Origin of the sequence: Proteus sp. PR00208, assembly GCF_016238545.1 — a bacterium.
GTDB lineage: Bacteria > Pseudomonadota > Gammaproteobacteria > Enterobacterales > Enterobacteriaceae > Proteus.
Genome location: NZ_JAEHQE010000006.1, coordinates 45,361 through 65,935, shown reverse-complemented (window position 1 = coordinate 65,935; position 20,575 = coordinate 45,361). Strand labels below are relative to the sequence as shown.

Genomic DNA, 20,575 nt, shown 5'->3' with positions numbered 1-20,575 from the left:
CTGATTAATCCTTAATTTTACTTATTTTCTTAATTCTCAAACTCATCTATTTTCACTTTTTTTCGCAAAATTGTTTAAATTTCTACCAACTTCTCTTTTTTTCATTTTATTTTTTATTATCGATAAATAGGCTATTTTTTAGCTCATTTTATCGTTTCCCTAGCAAGTTATTGATATTTTCTTTTGTGTTTTATGACTATCACCATAATTATGATTAAAAATTGCATAATTACTATGTTGATCACAAATTGTTATTTTCTTGTTTAAATTTCATTACGCCACCTCACAATTCTTTAACTTTCTTGTTTTCTATAAAAGTTGTCATGTTGTATACAAGTTAGTGTGAAACATTCACCTGCGTTTTTATGTACAGGAACAACATCATGAGAATAAGAAAAACAAAGCTTGCCATCGGTATTGTTGCTGTTATTGCTGTTGTCTCATTAGCAGTAATCGGCAAAAAAGAGAATGCGAATAAACAATTTCTCTCTGTAGCAACCGCTTCAACAGGAGGAACGTATTATCCGATGGGAGTGGGTTTAGCAAACGTATGGAGTACACATCTTAAGGACAGAGGTGTTCAAGTAACAGGACAATCTTCAGCGGGATCAATAGAAAATATCTATTTAATGCAGAAAAATGAAGCTCAACTTTCAATTTTACAAAGCCTTTTAGCCGTAGAGGCTTATGAAGGGGTGCGTAATTTTGAAGGCAAACCAGAAAAAGATCTGCGTTCAATTTCTATGTTATGGCCTAATGTTGAGCACTTTGTTTTAATGGATAACAAAGTAAAAACGGGCACATTAGAAGATATTCGCGCGACTAGCTTTTCTGTGGGTCCTCAAGCCAGTGGTACTGAACAATCCACGATTATTATTCTTCAAGGCGTGAATTTAACTAAAAAAGATATCACACCTGAATATCTTGGATATGGCGATACCGTTTCTGCCATGCGAGATGGCCGCCTTGATGGTGGTGCATTACCTGCTGGGGTGCCAGCTTCTGCGGTAACTGATATGTACGCAAGTGGTGTCAGTGCAAAATTACTCGAAGTCACGGATAAGCAACTTGATGATATCAATCATGTAGCGAATTCATGGTTTCGTTTTGAAATCCCCGCCAACACCTACCCTCGTCAAACTGAAATGGTCAATACGATTGCTCAACCTAATATCTTAATGACCACAACCAGCATTGATAATGATCTGGTTTATGAGTTGACAAAAACTATGTTTGAGAACCTTCCAGAGGTTCACCAAGTTCACAGCGCAGCCAAGTACATCACCACAGAAAATGCATTAAAAGGTGTTTCTGTACCATTACATTTAGGGGCTTACCGCTACTACAAAGAAATCGGATTAGAGATCCCTGATTATCTTATTCCACCTGAAGCTCAAACGCAGACTAATAATAAATAACAGGAGTGAGTTATGACTAACAATGACCACCTAACTCCGGTAGAGCCACCTGCATTAGATAAAGAAGCAAGCTCCGGCAATCGCCAACTTGCAGGTATTTACCTGAAAATTACCACGACTCTTGCAATATTAATTTCGCTTTACGCTATTTATTCCAACGCATTATCAAATACTCAAGAATTTTACCGTAATACTATTTTTCTTAGCGGTATTTTAATTCTAGGCTTTATTCTGTTTCCATTCTCTAAGCGTTTTTCAACGCCTAAATTTAATGGATGGGATTATCTTTTTATTGCTTTAACATTAATCAGTTATGGATATTTTTTCTTTAATTACGTCGATCTTCATGTTGTAAGAAAAAGTATTCCCAACACTACCGATTATGTCATGGCAATACTGGGTATTATTGTACTGTTTGAAGCAGCAAGAAGAACCACTGGGTATTTCATTCCAGGGCTTGCAACTTTTGCCATTATCTATGCTTTATTTGGTCAGTATTTTATGGGTATTTTCGGTCATGCCGGATTTTCTGTAGAAAGATTGTTATACCGTTTATTTATGACCAGTGAAGGTATTTTTGGGATCACCCTTTCAACAGCCTCGACAGCGATTGTTGTCTTTATTCTTTTTGGATCGTTCTTAAGTGTCAGTGGCGCAACAGCCCTGTTTAATGACTTAGCACTTGCTCTTGCGGGTCGTCGCCGAGGTGGTCCTGCTCAAGTCGCTGTTATTTCATCTGCATTAACAGGTTCATTAAGTGGAAGTGCTGTCGCCAACGTAGCAACAACGGGGACTTTTACCATTCCTTTAATGAAAAGCATAGGATTAACGCCTCGCTTTGCGGGTGCCGTAGAAGCAACAGCATCAACAGGCGGTATGATAATGCCACCTATTATGGGTGCTGCCGCATTTATTATGGCGGGCTTTTTAGGCATTTCTTATACCACTATTGTTATTGCAGCGATTATTCCAGCGTTGTTATATTACGCAGCTTTAATTATGGCGATTGATATCGAAGCCAAAAAACAAGGATTAAAAGGTTTAAGTAAAGAGAATATTCCACAAGTTAAAGCGGTATTAAAAGCGCGTGGTTTATTATTACTACCTTTAGTTATTGTTATTGGCACTTTATTAGTGGGTAAAACACCTATTTATGCAGGCTTCTTAGGTATTCTGACCATTATTGTCGCAAGTTGGATAACGCCTGATAAATCAGTCCGTATGACATTAACTAAAGTAGCTGACGCCTTAGCGGAAGCGGCTCGTGGATCTGTTCAAGTGACTGTCGCTTGTGCTGCAATCGGTGTCATCATCTGTGTTGTGACAATGACAGGTATCGGTGCAACATTGGCATTCAATATCGTCTCAATGACAGATAACACATTATGGATGATCTTATTAGTCGTTATGCTAGTGTGCATTGTATTAAGTATGGGTTTACCTTCAACGGCGTTATATATTGTCGTAGCCGTTACAGTGTCACCTATCTTAATTAAAGCGGGTGTTATGCCTTTAGCGGCTCACTTCTTTGTTTTCTGGTTCGGAGCTTTATCCAATATTACACCACCCGTAGCATTAGCAAGTTATACCGCGGCCAGTATTGCTAGAGCTGATCCAATGCAAACATCATGGGATGCGGTTCGTTTAGCACTTCCCGGTTTTATTATTCCGTTTATTTTAGTCTATAACCCTGCTTTACTGATGCAAGGTGATAATTTAGGTGTACTTTCAATTGGATTAATGATTATTAGTGCATTAATCGGAATTTATGCACTCAGTATCGCAACGGCAAACTTCTGGATGATTAAAACAACATGGTTTGAGCGTATTGCATTTGCAGCAGCGGCAATTCTAATGATTAAACCGGGCTTATATACCGACCTTTTAGGTGTCGCCTTGATCCTATTAACGGGTGCATTCCATTTATTACGGTCTAAAAAACAGTTAGCCAATATGGAGCATGCATCTGGAGAAAACTAGATGATACAAAAGATCTCACGCCAAAAAGCGTCGCATCAAATTCTTGAGCAGATAAAGCAAAATATTAGTAACGGGACTTACCCTATTGGTGAAAAGTTACCCTCTGAAAATGTACTTGCTGACGCCTTTGGTGTCAGTCGAGTTCCCATCAGAGAAGCATTAGGTGTCTTAGAAGCCAGTGGCATAGTAACTTCACGCCAAGGGGGTGGTCGCCGTGTAATTGACCATTCTATACTCAGTAAATATGAACCATTGGTAATGGAAATTGCTTGCCCTGAAGAGATAGATTCACTGCTCGAAATGCGTGAGGTCATTGAACATGAAGCGGCAGCTATTGCCGCTTTACGTCGAACACCAGAAGAATTACGCGCTATCGAAAACGCCCACGATGCCTTTGTTTTAGCAACAAGACAGAACAAAAGTATTGGTCATAAAGAGGACTATCAATTTCATCGTTCTATTATGGTTGCCTCTCATAACTCTTTTTTTGTCCAGATCTTAGATAACTTACACGAACTCTACCTTGGCGTATTAATGTATTCGCTAAGTAAAAACAAAGGACGAGATACTGAAATTGAGCGAGTGATTGCGGAACATGAGGCAATTGTCGAATCAATACGCCAACAAGATCACGATGAAACAAGCCATAGAATGCGTCTTCATTTAACCAATGTACGTGGCAAATTAAAGCGATTACAACAAGAACCCTGTTAATTTAAAATTTATAAAATGGATAATATTATGGCTTATGACGTGATTATTATTGGTGCGGGATTAGTTGGATTAGGGGTTGCAAGTGCGCTACAAGAGAGTCAACCTGAGCTGAAATTGCTAGTGATTGATAAAGAGTCAGGCCCTGCTGCTCACCAAAGTGGGCATAACAGTAATGTTGTTCATTCCGGTATTTATTACACACCAGGGAGCCTTAAAGCAAGGCTGGCAAAACAAGGCAACATTACGACATATGCGTTTTGCCAACAACATAATCTCTATTATGATCGTTGTGGCAAAGTTATTGTTGCTACCAATGAAAAAGAGTTAAAAGCGTTAGAAAATATCTATCAACGTGGCATTGAAAACGGGCTTGAAGTTATCAAAATGACTGAATCTGAACTTAAAGTCAGAGAACCTTATGTCAATGGTATCGCGGCTCTATTAGTTCCTGATGCAGGTATTGTGAATTACCCTGAAATTGCAGCAAAACACGTTGAAATTATTCAATCACGAGGCGGTGAATTTGCATTTGGACAAACGGTGACAGCAATTAATGAAACCGATGATACTGTTACTGTCACAACATCCAATAATCAATTTACAGGTAAATGGTTGATTAATTGCGCCGGCTTATTTAGTGATCGTATTGCTAAAATGGCAGGTTATGACACAGGAATGAAAATAGTCCCATTCCGTGGTGAATATTTTATGCTTAATGCTAATAAAAACTACTTAGTAAACCATCTTATCTACCCTGTTCCTAATCCTGATTTTCCTTTCTTAGGTGTACACTTTACGCGTATGTATAACGGGCATCGTGATGTTGGACCTAACGCAGTATTAGCATTTAAGCGTGAAGGCTATAAAAAAAGCGATATTAACTTAAAAGATCTCACTGAAGTGCTGACTTATAAAGGATTTTGGAAAATTGCTGGAAATTATTTAGGTGAAGGAATGGCAGAGCTTCGCCGCTCATATTCACGTAAATTATTTACTGCAAATGCACAGAAACTCATTCCTGATTTACGTGAAGCAGATATTCATCCAGGTCCTGCGGGTGTTAGAGCCCAAGCGTTAACTCGTGAAGGGAAATTAGTAGATGATTTTCATTTTGTAAAAGGCAAACGCTCGCTACATGTTTGTAATGCTCCATCACCTGCTGCAACCGCATCTATTGAAATAGGCAGAGAAATAGTAAAAGAGCATTTTTCTTTGTAATTGAAAAAATATATGCAAGTAAAAACAACAAATGGCACTGAGATTAATCAGTGCTTTTTTATTTTTATATCATTCACTGATTTCTTTTAGCGCTTCATTCATTAGCCATTGTTGAAATATTTCCATTGATGCTGTCATTGGCTTTGATTTTAAATATGTTAGCCAATATTTTCCCAATTCAACTTCTATTTTAAAGGGTTGTACTAACTGACCATTTTTAATTTCTCTTGAAAACATTTTTGCTGGTGCTAATGCAACTCCCCCTTCATAAATTGCGCTTTCAATCATTAAGCGTGAAGAGTCAAAAATAGAGCCTGTTATTTTTATCGGCGGCATCTTTGCTTTTTCAAACCATTGTAACCACTCATCTTCTCGATAAGAGCGATATAAGTTTTCATTTATTAAATCTGTCGGATGTTGTAAACGTTTCGCTGTATCTGATGAACATAACACCGTTAATGGCGCAGAAAATAACGCTTTATTATGTGTCAATGGCCATAAACCTTCACCAAATCGAATCGCAAAATCTAATCCTTCAGTAGCCAAATTAACCACATTATTATTTGTTCTTAAATTTAATTCTATTCTTGGATATAACTGCCTAAATTCAGCTAATCTAGGTAATAACCATCCCACCGCAAATGTGCCAACAGCCGCAATTGAAACAACATCGCGATATTCACCACGTTCAAATTGCTTAAATACACGCTCAATATCACTAAAAGCCGTTGTTAACACAGAAAATAAAATCTGGGCATCATCCGTCATTTCTAAGCCACGGGGTAAACGCTTAAAAAGAATAACGCCAAGTCGCTCTTCTAACATTCTCACTTGTTGGCTAACAGCACCTTGAGTGACATACAGCTCTAATGCCGCTTTGGTGAAATTAAGGTGCCTTGCTGAAGCTTCAAATGCACGTAATGCATTTAGGGGAAGATGAGTTCGCATAATATTTTTAGCCATTAGATTTTCTATAGGCTAAGGTGATTTATTATCGATTGTCAATAAATCAATTAAATAGGATATTGCACCTCATAAATAAACGGCTCTATATCTACTCAATAACTGTCTATTTATATTGATATTTTCTTTATTAACTTAATATGAGCAACAATGACTATGTTTAAAACAACATTTCGCCAAACAGCGACGATTGCAGTTTCATTAATATCTCTATTGGTATCTCCAATGTTATGGGCTAACACCAATAATACGATTGAAGAGCAATTAAGTACGCTTGAAAAATATAGCCAAGGTCGTTTAGGTGTTGCTTTAATCAACACGGAAGATAATTCACAAATAACATATCGTGGTGAAGAACGTTTTGCGATGGCAAGTACAAGTAAGGTTATGGCTGTTGCGGCAGTTTTAAAAGAGAGTGAAAAACAAGCGGGATTATTAGATAAGAATATTACAATTAAAAAATCCGACTTAGTTGCTTACAGCCCTATTACAGAAAAACATTTAGTAACAGGAATGTCTTTAGCTCAATTAAGTGCTGCTACGTTGCAATATAGCGATAATACAGCAATGAATAAAATCTTAGATTATTTAGGTGGTCCAGCCAAAGTCACTCAATTTGCACGTTCAATTAATGATGTAACTTATCGCCTAGATCGTAAAGAGCCTGAATTAAATACAGCAATTCATGGTGATCCTCGTGATACGACTTCTCCAATTGCTATGGCTAAAAGCCTTCAAGCATTGACATTAGGTGACGCATTAGGTCAATCTCAACGTCAACAGCTTGTTACTTGGTTAAAAGGCAATACAACAGGTGATCACAGTATTAAAGCGGGTTTACCAAAACACTGGATTGTTGGGGATAAAACTGGCAGTGGTGATTATGGTACGACTAATGATATCGCCGTTATTTGGCCTAAAAACCATGCACCATTAATTTTAGTGGTCTATTTCACACAACAAGAACAAGATGCAAAATACCGTAAAGATATTATTGTGAAAGCCACAGAGATTGTAACAAAAGAATTTTCCAATTTATCTCAAAAAAAATAAATTTCTTTATTGATAATCTTAACAGGAAATTAAATATAATAGAGCTACTTATTAGCTCTATTATTACAAGAGTACACGGAACAATATAAGTAAAATAACTTAAAGATAAAAAATTAGACTGTAATAAATAAGCCTAATATACTTAATTCTATTAAATGGATTTATTTTAAGGAAGTAAGATGTCCGATTTTTTTGAGTTAATTGGTGAGTTATTATCGTGTGCAGGTCAAATAACTCTTACACAGATCAGACTTTGTATCGTCATTCTTACAATATTAATGTTAATTATTGTCTCTTTATGTACTTGGTCATTTGATATCTATTTTATTGGTGCATCATTATTTATTTGTATGTTGCTTTATACACCAGAAATATATCGTTTTATTAAAAGCTGGATAATTTAACTTATAGTTATAAAAAAGCCTCCGTTAACTTTAACTAGAGGCTTTCTCGACTAAGAATATCGTGTGATAATTTAAAATCAACTAAACCTAACTGTTTAGAAAATTAAAGTGGCAAAGCAAAACTCACTTTTACCGTTTCCATTGGTACTTCTGTTTTTATACTTTGGATGCTTGGAATTTGTGTTAAATAATCGGCATGGAAGCGACGATACGTTGCTAAATCTTTCGTCACAATTCGAATTAGCGCATCGCATTCGCCTGCCATTAAATGACACTCAACCACTTCAGGTAATACCTTGATAGCCTTTACAAATTCTTCAATAGTTTCAGCATCTTGTGCTCTAAACCAAATTCTTGCAAATAAAGATAACCCTGCATCAACCTTACTACCATCTAATACAGCAACATAACGAGTGATCACACCAGATTCTTCAAGTAAACGCACGCGACGAAGACAAGGAGAAGGTGAGAGTCCAACCTCTTTTGCCAGCTCAATGTTCTGGATTTTGCCATCACGTTGAAGCACCTGCAAAATATGTTTATCTATCTTATCTAATTTTATTGACATCAAAGATTAACCTTAATTCTATTTATGGAATTTTATTGCCAATTAATTCTTTTTGTTAGCAACAAAGCAACCCGATTTTTTCGAAAACATCATATAATCTTTCCGCTAAATTTCACAGCAAAAACGATATTTCTCTTAAACTATCTCTATCAGGTGAAAAGATGGAATTTAACACTTTATTATTATTCGCATTAACGGTTCTACCGCTTATCTGCACACCTGGGCCCGATATTCTTTTTATCTCATCTCAAGGGCTATCAGGCGGTATGAAATCTGCATGGGTTGCCAACGCTGGCGTTATATCAGGCTATTTAACCCATGCATTACTAAGCGCATTAGGGCTTGCCGCCTTAGTGTCAGCATCACCCATTTTATTTCATTTACTCAAATGGGTTGGTGTGTTTTATATCAGTTATCTTGCAGTCAAAATGTTGATATCCGCCTGCAAAAAAGGTCAATTAGCCCTCGATGCCTCAAAAACCTCACACTTATTTCGTAAAGGTTTTTTAACCAGTTTTCTTAATCCTAAAGGACTATTAGTTTATCTCGCTATTTTACCAAACTTTATTGATAATCATAATGATATCGCAACACAATCATTACTGTTATCTGGGATATTTATCACGACTTGCTTAATTATTTATGGTTTGCTCGGCACCTTTTTTGCTTATATTGGCTTAAAAGGCGGTTTAAGTGAAAAACGTCGCCGCTATAACGATGGCATCGCGGGTGGATTACTCACATTTGCAGCAATTAATCTGGCTTTAAATTAGCCTTAATCCTAAGCACTATTTATTATTCTAATCAGAATTTGACCACAAGAATGCCCTCTATTTAAGTGGTCGAATATCTGCCCATAATAATTGACAGTTTGCGGTTAACGCTCTTATTTCACCTTCTCGAATATCAGGTAACCACCAAGCCCCCTGTCCTTTTGATAAATGCTGGCAAGTCGCGCCAATTAAAGTCCATTCACCTTGAGTGACATAAATTAATCCTGCATGAGAACTAGGTAAAATAAGCGGTTGTGTTATTAAGGTCGTCTCTGCTTTCCAACATGTCTGACGCACCATAATATTTAGACACTTTACGCTGCCTTTAATAAGTTCAGATTTAACAGGAATATCACCTGAAAAATCAAAAGGCTGATAAAAGTCAGTAACGGAATGATTAAGAAAACCAGGGCTATTTAAATTGATGCCATTACCTTCTAATAGCACTATTTGCCGTTCAATGTCAGGAAACTGTCCTAATGAGCTATTCTCTTCGATAGAGGTTAAACACGCTCGCCATGAAAAATCATTATTAACTGGCCAGCACACAATTTCTTGCGTTGTGCCTTTTTGATTATTCCATGATATAAACGGTAACTCTTGTTGATCAAAACAACGTAGCTTCATTGTATCCTCCTTCAATATCTGGCTATCAGTCTGATAATGAGGTTAGGGATCAATCATTGGAGATTACCGTCAATAAATCAATAGTTAACTTTTAAAAATGTGCGCTGGCGTCAGCTATTTACGTCGTAATTTTCTGCACCCTTCTCCAATAATTTCCATTCCTTTTTCAGTACGACTATTCCATTGAAAAGAAGAGTTTAAACGAAATGCATGATTAAATTGAGAGCTGGTGGAAAACATTGAACCTGGCGCAATACTGACACCTCTCTCTAATGCAAAATGATAGAGTTTATTCGCATCAAATGTTGATTCAAATTCTAACCAGAGAAAATATCCTCCTGATGGAATATTCACTTTTACATCTTCTGATAAATGCGTTTGTATCGCTTGTAACATACGATAACGCCTTTGTTCTAATAATAATCTTAATCGGCGAAGATGCGTATCATAGCCACCTTGTGACAAATAATCGGCAATAGCTTGTTGTGTTGGCATACTCGCAGATACTGTACTCATCATTTGCAACTGCTGTATTTTTGTTGCATGTTTTCCAGCTGCAACCCAACCCACACGAAATCCCGGTGCAAGGCATTTAGAAAAAGAAGCGCAATGTAAAACGCTATTTGTTTTATCAAAACCTTTTACTGGCATAGGTGCTTTCTGGCTGTTATAGAGTTCGCCATAGACATCGTCTTCGATTAGCGTTATCTGTTTCTTCGCTAATATATCCACCAGCTTTATTTTATTTTCATCAGGCATTGTTCCACCTAATGGATTTTGACAATGACTCATCAACCAACAGGCTTTAATATCGTATTGCTCAACCACTTTTTCGAGTTCATCTAAACAAATTCCTGTTACTGGATCTGTTCTAATGGCAATCGCTTTTAATCGTAAACGCTCAATGGCTTGTAATGCACCATAAAATGCAGGTGATTCAATCACGACCCAGTCACCCGGTTCGGTAACGGCTTGCAAACTAAAACTGAGTGATTCCATTGCACCAGCAGTAATCACAATTTCATCTGGAGAGACATGAATTCCTTGTAATGCATAGCGTTGCGCAATGTTACGGCGTAACTTTTCATTTCCTGGTGGTAGATTGATCACTGAACTTTGAGGCGCTAAATGCCTTGCAGCAGAAGCCAATGCGCTACTTAATTTAGGCTGAATAAATAGGCTGGGATCGGGGAAAGCGGAACCAAAAGGAATAATTTCAGGATCTTTACACGCTTGAAGTACATTGAAAATAGAGGTGCTAATTTCAACATTTTCACTCATGTGTAGCCCTTTGCTAGCGGTTACTTGACCGAAACGGTTATTACGATGTGCAACGTAATAACCTGATTGTGGTCGCGCTGTTATCCATCCTTGGCTTTCTAATAACTGGTACGATTGTAAAACAGTCATTAAACTTAAACCTGATTGTTTCACCGTATCCCGCAATGAAGGTAAACGGTCGCCAGATTGCCAGATATTATCTTCAATTTGTTGGCGTATTTGCGATGCAAGCTGTTCATATCGAGTCATATAAAACTGTTTACCTCAAAACTGTTATAGTCATTTTTAAACTTATTGTCACTATTATAGCTTACTGTCATATGGTCTACTAATCCACACGTTTTACCTGCAATTTACATTTTTATATCAATAAAACGAGGTTTTTATGCTTGGGTTAAGTGCCTTTGATTTGGCGCGTATCCAGTTTGCGTTCACAGTTTCTTTCCATATTATCTTTCCCGCAATTACGATCGGACTGGCTAGCTTTTTAGCCGTATTGGAAGGTTTATGGTTAAAAACTCGCAATAAGGATTATTTAGCGCTATTCCATTTTTGGTCAAAAATATTCGCTGTTAACTTTGCTATGGGCGTTGTCTCTGGTTTGGTTATGGCCTATCAATTTGGAACCAACTGGAGCTTTTTCTCTGATTTTGCTGGCTCAATTACAGGCCCTCTACTCACTTATGAAGTACTTACCGCTTTCTTCTTAGAAGCTGGTTTCTTAGGTGTGATGCTGTTTGGCTGGAATAAAGTAGGTGAAAAACTTCACTTTTTCGCAACCTGTATGGTGGCATTAGGTACATTAATGTCTACGTTTTGGATCTTGGCTTCAAATAGCTGGATGCAAACACCGCAAGGATTTGAAATTATAAATAATCAAGTCGTTCCAGTAGATTGGATCGCCGTTATTTTTAACCCATCGTTCCCTTATCGCCTTGCTCATATGGGTGTTGCAGCTTTCCTTGCTTCCGCCTTCTTTATTGCTGCATCTGCTTCATGGCATCTGCTCAAAGGCCATAAAACATCTGCAATGAAAAAAATGCTTTCAATGTCTTTATGGATGATTTTAATTTTAACACCAATTCAAGCACTCATTGGAGATGTTCATGGTTTAAACACCTTAAAACATCAACCCGCTAAAATCGCCGCTATTGAAGGTCACTGGGAAAATGAACTAGGAGAAGCAACACCGTTAATTCTCTTTGGTGTGCCTGATATGGATGCTGAAGAAACGAAATATAAGATAGAAATTCCTTATCTTGGCAGCATGATCTTAACTCACAGCTTAGAAAAACAAGTTCCGGCATTAAAAGAGTTTCCTAAAGAAGATCGACCAAACTCACTTATCGTCTTCTGGTCTTTCCGCATTATGGTTGGCCTTGGGATATTAATGATTTTAGTTGGTGTATGGGGAACTTGGCTGCGATATAAAAAGAAACTTTATGAATCTAAAGCTTTCTTACGCTTAACTTTCTTAATGGCGCCTTCGGGTCTTATCGCTATTCTTGCTGGTTGGTTTACAACAGAAGTAGGACGTCAACCTTGGGTTGTTTATGGCGTACAACGAACACGAGATGCCGTATCTGCACATGGCGAAATGCATATGAGTATAAGCCTGCTGATCTTCTTAGTTGTTTATGGGTCTGTATTCGGTATTGGATATGCCTATATGTTAAAACTAATCCGTAAAGGTACACCGGAGGTTCATCATGGGAATTGATTTACCAGTTATTTGGTTCATCATTATCGTATTTAGTACGTTAATGTATATCGTAATGGATGGTTTCGATCTTGGTATCGGTATGCTTTATCCATTTATTAAAAGTGACCAAGATCGTGACTTAATGATGAATACTGTTGCCCCTGTATGGGATGGTAACGAAACATGGTTAGTCCTAGGTGGAGCTTCATTATTTGGTGCCTTCCCATTAGCTTACGCGGTTATTCTTGATGCCTTGGCAATGCCTTTAACCTTAATGCTTGTCGCATTAATTTTCCGTGGTGTCGCTTTTGAATTTCGTTTTAAAGCAGATGACAGTCATAAAGGCTTTTGGAATAAAGCATTTATCTTTGGCTCTATCTTAGCCACCTTTATGCAAGGTGTTGTCGTGGGTAGCGTTGTTCAAGGTTTGCCAGTTGTTAATCGCGCCTTTGCGGGTAGCTATTTTGACTGGTTATCCCCTTTTGCACTCTTTTGTGGATTTGGATTAGTTATCGCCTATTCATTATTAGGATGTGGCTGGCTGATTATGAAAACCGAAGGTCATTTACAACAGAGTCTATATAAGGTCGCTAAACCTCTCACACTCATTATGCTTGCAGTCATTGCAGCCGTCAGTGCATGGACACCATTAGCGCAACCTGCAATTGCTGAACGTTGGTTCACATTACCAAATCTGTTCTTCTTTTTACCTGTTCCTCTTTTAGTGTTGTACAGCACTTGGTTAATTTTACGCTCAGTGAAAAAACAAGGACATTACCTTCCTTTCTTTGGTGCGCTGGCTTTAATTTTCTTAGGCTTTGCAGGATTAGGCATAAGCATTTGGCCTAACATTATTCCACCTGCAATTAGTTTTGTAGAAGCATCTGCACCACCAGAAAGTCAAGGGTTTATGCTAGTTGGCGCATTGTTTATTATTCCAATTATTCTCGTTTACACATTCTGGAGTTATTACGTTTTCAGAGGAAAAACAAATTATGAAGAAGGTTATCACTGATCCACAAATACAAAGTAAACCCTCATTATTAAAAAAATGGGGATGGTTGATTACAATTTGGTTTTGTAGTGTTTTAGCCTTATTTGCTGTGTCTTCCCTCTTCCGTTTCTTAATGACGTTAGCCGGAATGAAAGTCAAGTAAAGGCAAAGTACATACAGCAATATAATTAACTAGCGCCGAATATGGTAAGCTATAAAATAGAAGTGAAGTAAAGAAAGGGCTGAAGTTATCTTCAGCCCTTTTATCTTTATTTAAGATAGTGGGTTACCGTGTAATGTCATTAAAACTTAACCTATTCTTATTAGAATGCTCTTTTAACAGCTAATTTTATATAAATAATTTTTTTATAAAAGAAAATACAAAAACAAATATTTTTATTCTTCCATGATTAACTAAATTTAAATCAAACTCCTTGATAAAATCATTTTAAATACATCATTTTTGATTAACAATAAGAGATAAAATCTTTTTTATGCATGTATTACGATAAATAAAAATATAAATAATCCTATAAAAAGCCTTCTTCTCTAGAAATAAGATAGAATGAATGTTGAATTAGGCTTCCAAAGTAATTATGATATCGGCGCCTAGAGGATCCATATCTGTATTATTCTATAAAGACACGCTGAATGTGTCATTCAGGTATGCTCATATGATTAATTCAAAAATTAAATCCACACCCTATTAAAAGTGTGGATATGGATAATATCTGTTCAAAATACATATTTTGATAATTTAGATTTATCTTAATTGCTAAGAAAGATCTCTTACACTAGGCTTACGTATTGTTGCTACTAAATTAAGGATGAAGTCATGAATTGGTATTTGGAAGTCATTAAAAATAATTACGCTAACTTTTCAGGCCGAGCTCGCAGAAAAGAATATTGGATGTTTACTCTAGTAAATACCATTATTATTACTGTTCTATACGCTATTTTAATTTCATCAGTAGATATGAATACAGGTGAAATGAGTTCACTAGGTTCAATTGCAGGTATTATTATAGGTATTTATTCTTTAGCAATTATCATACCTAGTCTTGCAGTGACTATTCGTCGTTTCCACGATCAAGATAAATCAGGTTGGATGTTCTTACTTGCATTTATTCCTGCTGTTGGTGGATTAATTGTTTTTGTCTTTATGTGCCTTGAGGGTACTAAAGGTGACAACAGATTTGGTCCAGATCCAAAAGCTTAATCTAGTGCTGAATTAATATGACAATACAGTGAGTATACCTACTATTAAGTTTACTCACTGTATTAATTGATTTTCCTTCCTTTGTTACAACCATCTGAAAATATTCCTTCGTTAAAAAAAGAACACCAATTCACCTCCCTCTGTATTGTAATTTAGTATTTTTATTTATCTCTGACTTTTTAATTAATGCCTTAGAGTTATTACATTAAGCTTATTACATTGATTTTTAAGTTTTTTTCTTTATTGTTAATTTGAACCTAATCACTAGACATAAGTAAAAAATACGCATTCGTTTACTAAATCAACGTTAATTTTGATAATGACTATCATTATTAATTGAAAATGATAATATCTACGTCAATAAAACAATTAAATGAGTCAGGTAAAAAAACGTGAGTAACAAAAAAACACCTCAAGAAAAGAGTATTTATAAACCAGCGCCTCCTCGCCTAGTTCAAGTAAAGCGCATTACTGATGTTACACCGGGAATGCGTTGTATCACCTTTACGAGTGATGATTTAAATACTTACCCAACAGATACTGCGGGGGCACATTTAAAAATATTCTTACCTTTAGAAGGCCAAGTTAAACCAACAGTCCCAGGCTTTTCTGAAAAAGGCCCTAAATGGCCTGAAGGTGAACCAAGATCGATTGTACGTACTTATAGTGTTCGCGCTATTCGCCCTGAACAAAAAGAGTTAGATATTGAATTTGCAGTACATAACGATGCAGGCCCCGCTATTCATTTTGCGCTAAATGCTAAGCAAGGCGACTATATTGGGATCACTAATCCAGGTGGCCCTGAGCCTTTATTAGCACCAGCGTCACATTACTATATGGCAGCAGATCCAAGTTCATTACCTGCTTTAATGGCTTTAATTGAAGCCATGCAGCCTAATGTTCAAGGGAAAGTCGTTATACGAGTAGAAGACGAAACGCATCGCCAAGAAATTAAACGTCCTAGTGGCTTAGAGATAATCTGGTTAATCGGTTCTGTTGAAGAACAAACTCAAAACTTAATTAATGAATTTATGTCGTGGGAATTACCTGCTGAAGATGTGGCATTTTGGATTGCAGGTGAAGACAAAATTATTCGTGCATTAAGACGCCATATTCGTCGTGATAATGGTTACGATCGTAGCTTGATTTATGCCGTTCCTTATTGGCGTTTTGGTTATGACGAAGAAGGCTATCATGCTGAACGTCACCATGTTATGGATAACGAAGATGTAAGCTAAGCGATAAATTAAAGGCTAATCGTTGGCTGTACAGGCTGCATATTAATTTCATTAATAATATGCGGCCTTTTTTATTATACAAATATAATTAATGTATATTCTTCTTATCTTGCTGATAGTTTCCATCATCATCGATATAGATAACAGTAATTACTTGGTTCATATCAGTTTGCTTTTGATATTGAATGTGCTGTTTTGCAAAAGGAGCAACCATAATGGCATTTGTTAATAGTGCTTCTTTATCATTAAAATACATCTTCGAAATTGTAAAGTAATAAGCTGTAGGGTTATTTATTTCTAAATATTCTCCATTATGAGTTATCCCTATTTTTTTAAAAACATCCTCGGTGGTTAACTTAAGTTGTGCTGGACGATAAAAAAGTTTAATTCGTGTTTGCAATGCTAATTGTAATGTACTGAGGTTTTCTTTATTTTCTGGTTTAGGTGCAATATCTAATACATTTAAATAAAAAACAGATTCTCTATCTTTGGGTAACCTGTTTTCTAATTGTTGTATTTTTAATTGTAATCCACCATTTGCAGTTATTTTTGCCATAGGTGGAATAACAATAAAAGGTGCTGTTGTCGTTTCTGGTGTGGACGCAATATTCCCTTCATCTACCCAACTCTGTATTAATGTCGGCTGTTCACTTCGATTAAAAACTTGCAACGATATTATCGATTTATCGGCAGAAAGTATTAAACGAGTGCGCTCAAGCACCACACTTGCATAAGTAAAATGTGTTATCAACATGAATAATAGAATTAAAACACCTTTCATTTTCGCTTCCATTTTTTATGGCTTATTAATCGTAAGACATCACAAGTGTTGCCGCACTTGTCATTTTTCCTTGAGTGACTGAATTAATATTATAAGGATAATAATAAGCGCCCATATTTATCGAAAATGCAGAGGATATGGTGCCACCTTGATTAACACTAAAAATACTAGTCGCACTACCTTGTGTATTAATATTGTCAGATAAAATAAGCGGGCTTGCGGTGTTATCACTTTTTACGACACGGAATCCAACACCACCTGCACCTTGTGCTGTTGTGTTGGTTAATACGGTTTTATCCGTTGCCAATAAATTCTGGCTTGATAAAAACATATTAATATTACGTGATGCTTTTGAACCGCTCAAAAAATCTTGGCATGTAAAATTTAATGTAAAAGGGGTATATCCTGCTTTATCTACCGTTTTTGCATTTTTTACGCTAATTAACGGCAATGAAACAATTAAACCTGCATTAGAAAAATTACATGTTGTCATTACAGGATTATATGTAATTTGCATTGGTTGTAAGAAAATATCGTTTTGATCAACCGGCCACTGCCACGTTAATAAAAATTGAACTAATTTAGTGACAATATTCAATAACCATTGAACAAGCCCCAAACTTGATGCATCAGAGGCTAAAATAACGGGTGTAACAATTGCTGTACTGCCACTGACTTCAGTGTAGTTGGTCGAAGGTTTACTACTTAATAACGTAAATTTCAATGTAAAGTTAGTATCTAAATCTGAAGCAGGATGTGTTCCCGCTGGAATATTCGTTACGTTATCTTTTTCTAATGACGTTAACGTAATAGAAACAAACTGCTTACCACCATTAAAACCAATTGTTCCCGTCCGTCCATCATTAAAAGGTGAAGCGATACCTACTGTATTAGGAAATAATAATCCTCTTGCTGTACATTTATATGTACCTGGAAATGTTGTTCTACTCGATTTTGTGATCGTTGTTGAAGTACTATTTAAATCCGCAGATAAATCAAAATTAACGTTGGGTGCAGTAATAGTGCTATCGGGTTTACAGTTAGCGATTGCCTGCTGGCTTATTGTTCCTAATAGCATTAAAAATATAAAGGCAGATGATTTCATAAGACTTTCCTTTATCGACAGATATTACTATTTTTATCCATCGTATTAACTAAATGATTAATCACACACTCTGTTTTTCCTGCCTCATTTAATTTAATCGAGACAGAAGAAGGTAACGCATCACTTTTTAAATAAAGTACACTCGATTGCCCAACATAACCGATACTCTGTTTCTTATTATTTAAAACTTCAGTACCAAAAGGTAAGCTTTCATCATTTTCTAAAGAAGCTCTGATAATGAACGTTTTGCGCTGATCCGTGGTTAATGTGAGATGATTAACAGCACCTAAATAAGGCGTAACATGCGTTATATTTCCTAAAACTTCTGCATTCGATGGGTATTCTGTATTTGTTAATATATAAGTATTCGTTCGATAAGGGATCGTATTCGCGACTAAAACAACACCTTGATTATTGGTTAATGTCGCTTTATTCCCATTAACCATCATATTATTCGCCATAGGCGCTTCAATAATAGTATAAGTTTTTCCAGTATCCCCAGAAAACGCAATATGACTAGGTATAGCAACAATAGTTCCTCGGGTTCCCAGTCCACCTTGACGATAATTATTTGCTTCAGTATAAGAGGCAGATAAAGTGCTATAAGGATGGCGATAGCTCACATTAGCACCGACTAAATTATTCCCACCCGTCTGATTAGAGCCTGTTAAGGTATAATTAACCAAGTCATCTTTACCTGCTGTTCCGCTCATACTCAATGTAGATTGCTGATAGCGTGAATCAGTGGCATAAACCGAAGTATTAATATTTGCTCTTTTATCAAAGAATGAAATGGGCACACTGACGTTTAAATAATAACGAGTTTCTTCTTTATTATCGTAATTTCTTAATTTTGATACCGAAAGATTATAAGCAATATCTTTATAGTTATTTGAATAACCTAATTGATACTCTCGATTACTCTCATCAGTATTCCAATAATTTCGATGCGTTCCTGAAAGGAAAATAACACCTCGCTGGCCGCCTAAATATTGATTAAGGTTTATGGTAAACGTATTTTTTGCTCTAGAGCCGCGTAGTGCATCAAATGTTGTGAGATCTAAATCAGATGCAGCATTATTATTTCCCTGCTGTTGAGCAAGATCATTTTGATAATCTTTCCAAGCTTGGTAATTATCATGAGAGTAAATTGAGTCCACAAAGCTATAATAATCACGGGTAGAGTAACGATAAGCCGCCAGTGTTAAATTAGTTAGTGTGGCATCCATATATTTGCTATATGCAAGACGAAAACTTTGCCCTGTTTTTTTGCCTGTTTGTAGATCTGCACTTGCATGAGTTATATCGGCAGAAATCGCCCCAAATTTGAAATTCCAACCACTACCAATCAATGCCGAATAATAGTCTTCACTGGCAATTCCTCCTGCATAAAGCGTAACAAGGTTATTTAGTCCATAATGAAATTCACCTTGCGCAAATTTAGGTCGGTAATCGGTATTATTAATACGTGATTCCCCCACCATCACGTTATAGCGATATACACCTTCTTTTAGCATATCGGGAACGGCTGAAAATGGCACTGTGAATGACTCTCTTCTGCCATCCGCTTCTTGAATAACCACTAACAGATCACCACCACCAGCTGTTGGCTGAATATCACGAAAAGAAAATTCACCAGGGGGCACATTCTCTTGAAAAACTAAGTTTTCGTTTTGATAAACACTCACTAATGCGTTTGTTTGTGCAACGCCACGAATAATAGGTGCAAACCCTTGACTTGAATTAGGTAGCATTCCCATTTCGGTCGCCAATGAAGCGCCTCTAAATGAAATACTGGTAAAGAGTGCGGCTGGTGTATAAAAATCACCTATCGTTAATCCTGCTGTTATCTGGCTTAATGCTTTATAGATATAGCGAGTATTATTTTTCCATTGGCTTTTACCATGAGAATAATAAGTATAGTTAGACTCGTCTCTAAACTGCCATGCCCCTAAGTTAATTCCTGAATTAATATTGGCAAAAAAGCTCTCGTTATTACTTTTATTTCCTTTTTTTTCTTTGTAATTATAGTAATTTAAGTTGTAAGACAAAATCAGAGCTGAAATACCCTGTTCCCAATAACTGGGATCAACATATCCCACTTCTGATTGTTTAACAGAAATCTGAGGTGCTGTGATATCCAGTCTTAATTTATTAATATCTAATGTTGAAGCAACTCCCGTCGCCAATTCATTAGATAAAATTGTTTTTTGCTGTGCTATTTTTTGCTTTGCCGACAAAGATAGATTTAAACCTAACTTATTTACATCATCCGACTCAAAACTAATCCCTGTATTATTTCCTAGCACATTGACTTCAAATTGCCCTTTCCACACCTGATTGACATACACATCAACAAGTTGCTTTCCTTCAGGTACTTTATCATCAATATAAAATCGTGAAATATCGCCATGCTTTGATTTTCCAACTAATAAAGATGTGTCAAATCCCTCTGCATACAGATTTTGAGTATAATTTTGTATTCCTAAAAAAATAAGAACTGAGAGGTATTTTGAATTATTCACGATGTTATCTCT

At 36.4% G+C, this 20,575-nt stretch carries 19 protein-coding genes; 12 read left to right on the top strand and 7 right to left on the bottom strand.

Going from position 1 to position 20,575, the window contains the following annotated elements; genetic code table 11:
• The first annotated feature begins 383 nt into the window (after positions 1–383).
• The 4 genes from JEP36_RS06340 to lhgO are packed head-to-tail and all read left to right on the top strand — an operon-like array spanning position 384 to position 5,330.
• Complete coding sequence (locus JEP36_RS06340) at positions 384–1,418, top strand: TAXI family TRAP transporter solute-binding subunit (protein WP_109372195.1); 1,035 nt, start codon at positions 384–386, stop codon at positions 1,416–1,418.
• 12 nt (positions 1,419–1,430) lie between these two features.
• Entirely contained in the window at positions 1,431–3,398 is a 1,968-nt protein-coding gene (locus JEP36_RS06335; protein ID WP_109372193.1) for a TRAP transporter permease, read from the top strand.
• On the top strand, positions 3,399–4,112 hold the full coding sequence (locus JEP36_RS06330; protein WP_109372191.1) for a FadR/GntR family transcriptional regulator: 714 nt from the start codon (positions 3,399–3,401) through the stop codon (positions 4,110–4,112).
• Between the two features lie 15 nt (positions 4,113–4,127).
• Positions 4,128–5,330, top strand: coding sequence for an L-2-hydroxyglutarate oxidase (lhgO, locus tag JEP36_RS06325; protein WP_109372189.1), 1,203 nt, complete (start codon positions 4,128–4,130; stop codon positions 5,328–5,330).
• Positions 5,331–5,399: 69 nt separating this feature from the next.
• Here the strand turns inward: lhgO and JEP36_RS06320 are convergent, their stop codons facing one another.
• On the bottom strand, positions 5,400–6,278 hold the full coding sequence (locus JEP36_RS06320; RefSeq protein WP_198630012.1) for a LysR substrate-binding domain-containing protein: 879 nt from the start codon (positions 6,276–6,278) through the stop codon (positions 5,400–5,402).
• Positions 6,279–6,449: 171 nt separating this feature from the next.
• On the opposite strand from JEP36_RS06320, the gene bla reads away from it, so the two are divergent.
• Positions 6,450–7,346: a class A beta-lactamase gene (gene bla / locus JEP36_RS06315; protein WP_198630011.1), complete on the top strand. Its 897-nt coding sequence runs from the start codon at positions 6,450–6,452 to the stop codon at positions 7,344–7,346.
• Between the two features lie 179 nt (positions 7,347–7,525).
• On the top strand, positions 7,526–7,750 hold the full coding sequence (locus JEP36_RS06310; protein ID WP_198629990.1) for a hypothetical protein: 225 nt from the start codon (positions 7,526–7,528) through the stop codon (positions 7,748–7,750).
• Between the two features lie 103 nt (positions 7,751–7,853).
• On the opposite strand, the gene JEP36_RS06305 is transcribed toward JEP36_RS06310, so the two are convergent.
• Positions 7,854–8,318 carry an Lrp/AsnC family transcriptional regulator gene (locus tag JEP36_RS06305; protein ID WP_023582027.1) on the bottom strand — a complete coding sequence of 155 codons (465 nt, stop codon included), beginning with the start codon at positions 8,316–8,318 and terminating at the stop codon, positions 7,854–7,856.
• 161 nt (positions 8,319–8,479) lie between these two features.
• Between JEP36_RS06305 and JEP36_RS06300 the strand changes: the two genes are divergently transcribed.
• Positions 8,480–9,091: a LysE family translocator gene (locus tag JEP36_RS06300; RefSeq protein WP_100160242.1), complete on the top strand. Its 612-nt coding sequence runs from the start codon at positions 8,480–8,482 to the stop codon at positions 9,089–9,091.
• A gap of 57 nt (positions 9,092–9,148) precedes the next feature.
• Here the strand turns inward: JEP36_RS06300 and JEP36_RS06295 are convergent, their stop codons facing one another.
• On the bottom strand, positions 9,149–9,718 hold the full coding sequence (locus JEP36_RS06295; RefSeq protein WP_198629989.1) for a HutD/Ves family protein: 570 nt from the start codon (positions 9,716–9,718) through the stop codon (positions 9,149–9,151).
• A 114-nt stretch (positions 9,719–9,832) separates the two neighbouring features.
• Positions 9,833–11,248, bottom strand: coding sequence for an aminotransferase-like domain-containing protein (locus JEP36_RS06290; protein ID WP_198619958.1), 1,416 nt, complete (start codon positions 11,246–11,248; stop codon positions 9,833–9,835).
• 136 nt (positions 11,249–11,384) lie between these two features.
• On the opposite strand from JEP36_RS06290, the gene JEP36_RS06285 reads away from it, so the two are divergent.
• The 5 genes from JEP36_RS06285 (at position 11,385) to JEP36_RS06265 (ending at position 16,152) form a co-directional block, all read left to right on the top strand.
• On the top strand, positions 11,385–12,719 hold the full coding sequence (locus tag JEP36_RS06285; protein ID WP_198629988.1) for a cytochrome ubiquinol oxidase subunit I: 1,335 nt from the start codon (positions 11,385–11,387) through the stop codon (positions 12,717–12,719).
• Positions 12,709–13,716, top strand: coding sequence for a cytochrome d ubiquinol oxidase subunit II (gene cydB / locus JEP36_RS06280; protein ID WP_198619956.1), 1,008 nt, complete (start codon positions 12,709–12,711; stop codon positions 13,714–13,716). Before JEP36_RS06285 ends, cydB begins: the two co-directional genes overlap by 11 nt.
• Complete coding sequence (locus JEP36_RS06275) at positions 13,697–13,858, top strand: DUF2474 domain-containing protein (RefSeq protein ID WP_109372179.1); 162 nt, start codon at positions 13,697–13,699, stop codon at positions 13,856–13,858. Before cydB ends, JEP36_RS06275 begins: the two co-directional genes overlap by 20 nt.
• Positions 13,859–14,530: 672 nt before the next feature.
• Positions 14,531–14,914: a DUF805 domain-containing protein gene (locus tag JEP36_RS06270; RefSeq protein ID WP_198619954.1), complete on the top strand. Its 384-nt coding sequence runs from the start codon at positions 14,531–14,533 to the stop codon at positions 14,912–14,914.
• A gap of 392 nt (positions 14,915–15,306) precedes the next feature.
• On the top strand, positions 15,307–16,152 hold the full coding sequence (locus JEP36_RS06265; protein ID WP_198619953.1) for a siderophore-interacting protein: 846 nt from the start codon (positions 15,307–15,309) through the stop codon (positions 16,150–16,152).
• An 88-nt stretch (positions 16,153–16,240) separates the two neighbouring features.
• Here JEP36_RS06265 and JEP36_RS06260 read toward each other — a convergent pair whose 3' ends face one another.
• Genes JEP36_RS06260 through JEP36_RS06250 form a run of 3 tightly spaced genes read right to left on the bottom strand, consistent with a single transcriptional unit; the run spans position 16,241 to position 20,563 of the window.
• Positions 16,241–16,933, bottom strand: a complete 693-nt coding sequence (locus JEP36_RS06260) for a fimbrial biogenesis chaperone (protein WP_232799387.1) — start codon at positions 16,931–16,933, stop codon at positions 16,241–16,243.
• A 25-nt stretch (positions 16,934–16,958) separates the two neighbouring features.
• Positions 16,959–18,038, bottom strand: coding sequence for a fimbrial protein (locus JEP36_RS06255; RefSeq protein WP_198629986.1), 1,080 nt, complete (start codon positions 18,036–18,038; stop codon positions 16,959–16,961).
• A gap of 11 nt (positions 18,039–18,049) precedes the next feature.
• Positions 18,050–20,563 (bottom strand): fimbria/pilus outer membrane usher protein, encoded by a 2,514-nt coding sequence (locus JEP36_RS06250; RefSeq protein WP_311748446.1) that lies wholly within the window; start codon positions 20,561–20,563, stop codon positions 18,050–18,052.
• Between the last annotated feature and the right edge of the window lie 12 nt (positions 20,564–20,575).

What these genes read in the sequence shown, in the direction of transcription:
- JEP36_RS06275 (WP_109372179.1), top strand. Translation starts at nt 13,697, where the DNA reads ATGAAGAAGGTTATCACTGATCCACAAATACAAAGTAAACCCTCATTA.
- JEP36_RS06310 (WP_198629990.1), top strand. Translation starts at nt 7,526, where the DNA reads ATGTCCGATTTTTTTGAGTTAATTGGTGAGTTATTATCGTGTGCAGGT.
- cydB (WP_198619956.1), top strand. Translation starts at nt 12,709, where the DNA reads ATGGGAATTGATTTACCAGTTATTTGGTTCATCATTATCGTATTTAGT.
- JEP36_RS06305 (WP_023582027.1), bottom strand. Translation starts at nt 8,318, where the DNA reads ATGTCAATAAAATTAGATAAGATAGATAAACATATTTTGCAGGTGCTT.
- JEP36_RS06295 (WP_198629989.1), bottom strand. Translation starts at nt 9,718, where the DNA reads ATGAAGCTACGTTGTTTTGATCAACAAGAGTTACCGTTTATATCATGG.
- JEP36_RS06290 (WP_198619958.1), bottom strand. Translation starts at nt 11,248, where the DNA reads ATGACTCGATATGAACAGCTTGCATCGCAAATACGCCAACAAATTGAA.
- JEP36_RS06255 (WP_198629986.1), bottom strand. Translation starts at nt 18,038, where the DNA reads ATGAAATCATCTGCCTTTATATTTTTAATGCTATTAGGAACAATAAGC.
- JEP36_RS06270 (WP_198619954.1), top strand. Translation starts at nt 14,531, where the DNA reads ATGAATTGGTATTTGGAAGTCATTAAAAATAATTACGCTAACTTTTCA.
- JEP36_RS06335 (WP_109372193.1), top strand. Translation starts at nt 1,431, where the DNA reads ATGACTAACAATGACCACCTAACTCCGGTAGAGCCACCTGCATTAGAT.
- lhgO (WP_109372189.1), top strand. Translation starts at nt 4,128, where the DNA reads ATGGATAATATTATGGCTTATGACGTGATTATTATTGGTGCGGGATTA.
- JEP36_RS06330 (WP_109372191.1), top strand. Translation starts at nt 3,399, where the DNA reads ATGATACAAAAGATCTCACGCCAAAAAGCGTCGCATCAAATTCTTGAG.
- JEP36_RS06260 (WP_232799387.1), bottom strand. Translation starts at nt 16,933, where the DNA reads ATGAAAGGTGTTTTAATTCTATTATTCATGTTGATAACACATTTTACT.
- JEP36_RS06285 (WP_198629988.1), top strand. Translation starts at nt 11,385, where the DNA reads ATGCTTGGGTTAAGTGCCTTTGATTTGGCGCGTATCCAGTTTGCGTTC.
- bla (WP_198630011.1), top strand. Translation starts at nt 6,450, where the DNA reads ATGTTTAAAACAACATTTCGCCAAACAGCGACGATTGCAGTTTCATTA.
- JEP36_RS06300 (WP_100160242.1), top strand. Translation starts at nt 8,480, where the DNA reads ATGGAATTTAACACTTTATTATTATTCGCATTAACGGTTCTACCGCTT.
- JEP36_RS06340 (WP_109372195.1), top strand. Translation starts at nt 384, where the DNA reads ATGAGAATAAGAAAAACAAAGCTTGCCATCGGTATTGTTGCTGTTATT.
- JEP36_RS06320 (WP_198630012.1), bottom strand. Translation starts at nt 6,278, where the DNA reads ATGCGAACTCATCTTCCCCTAAATGCATTACGTGCATTTGAAGCTTCA.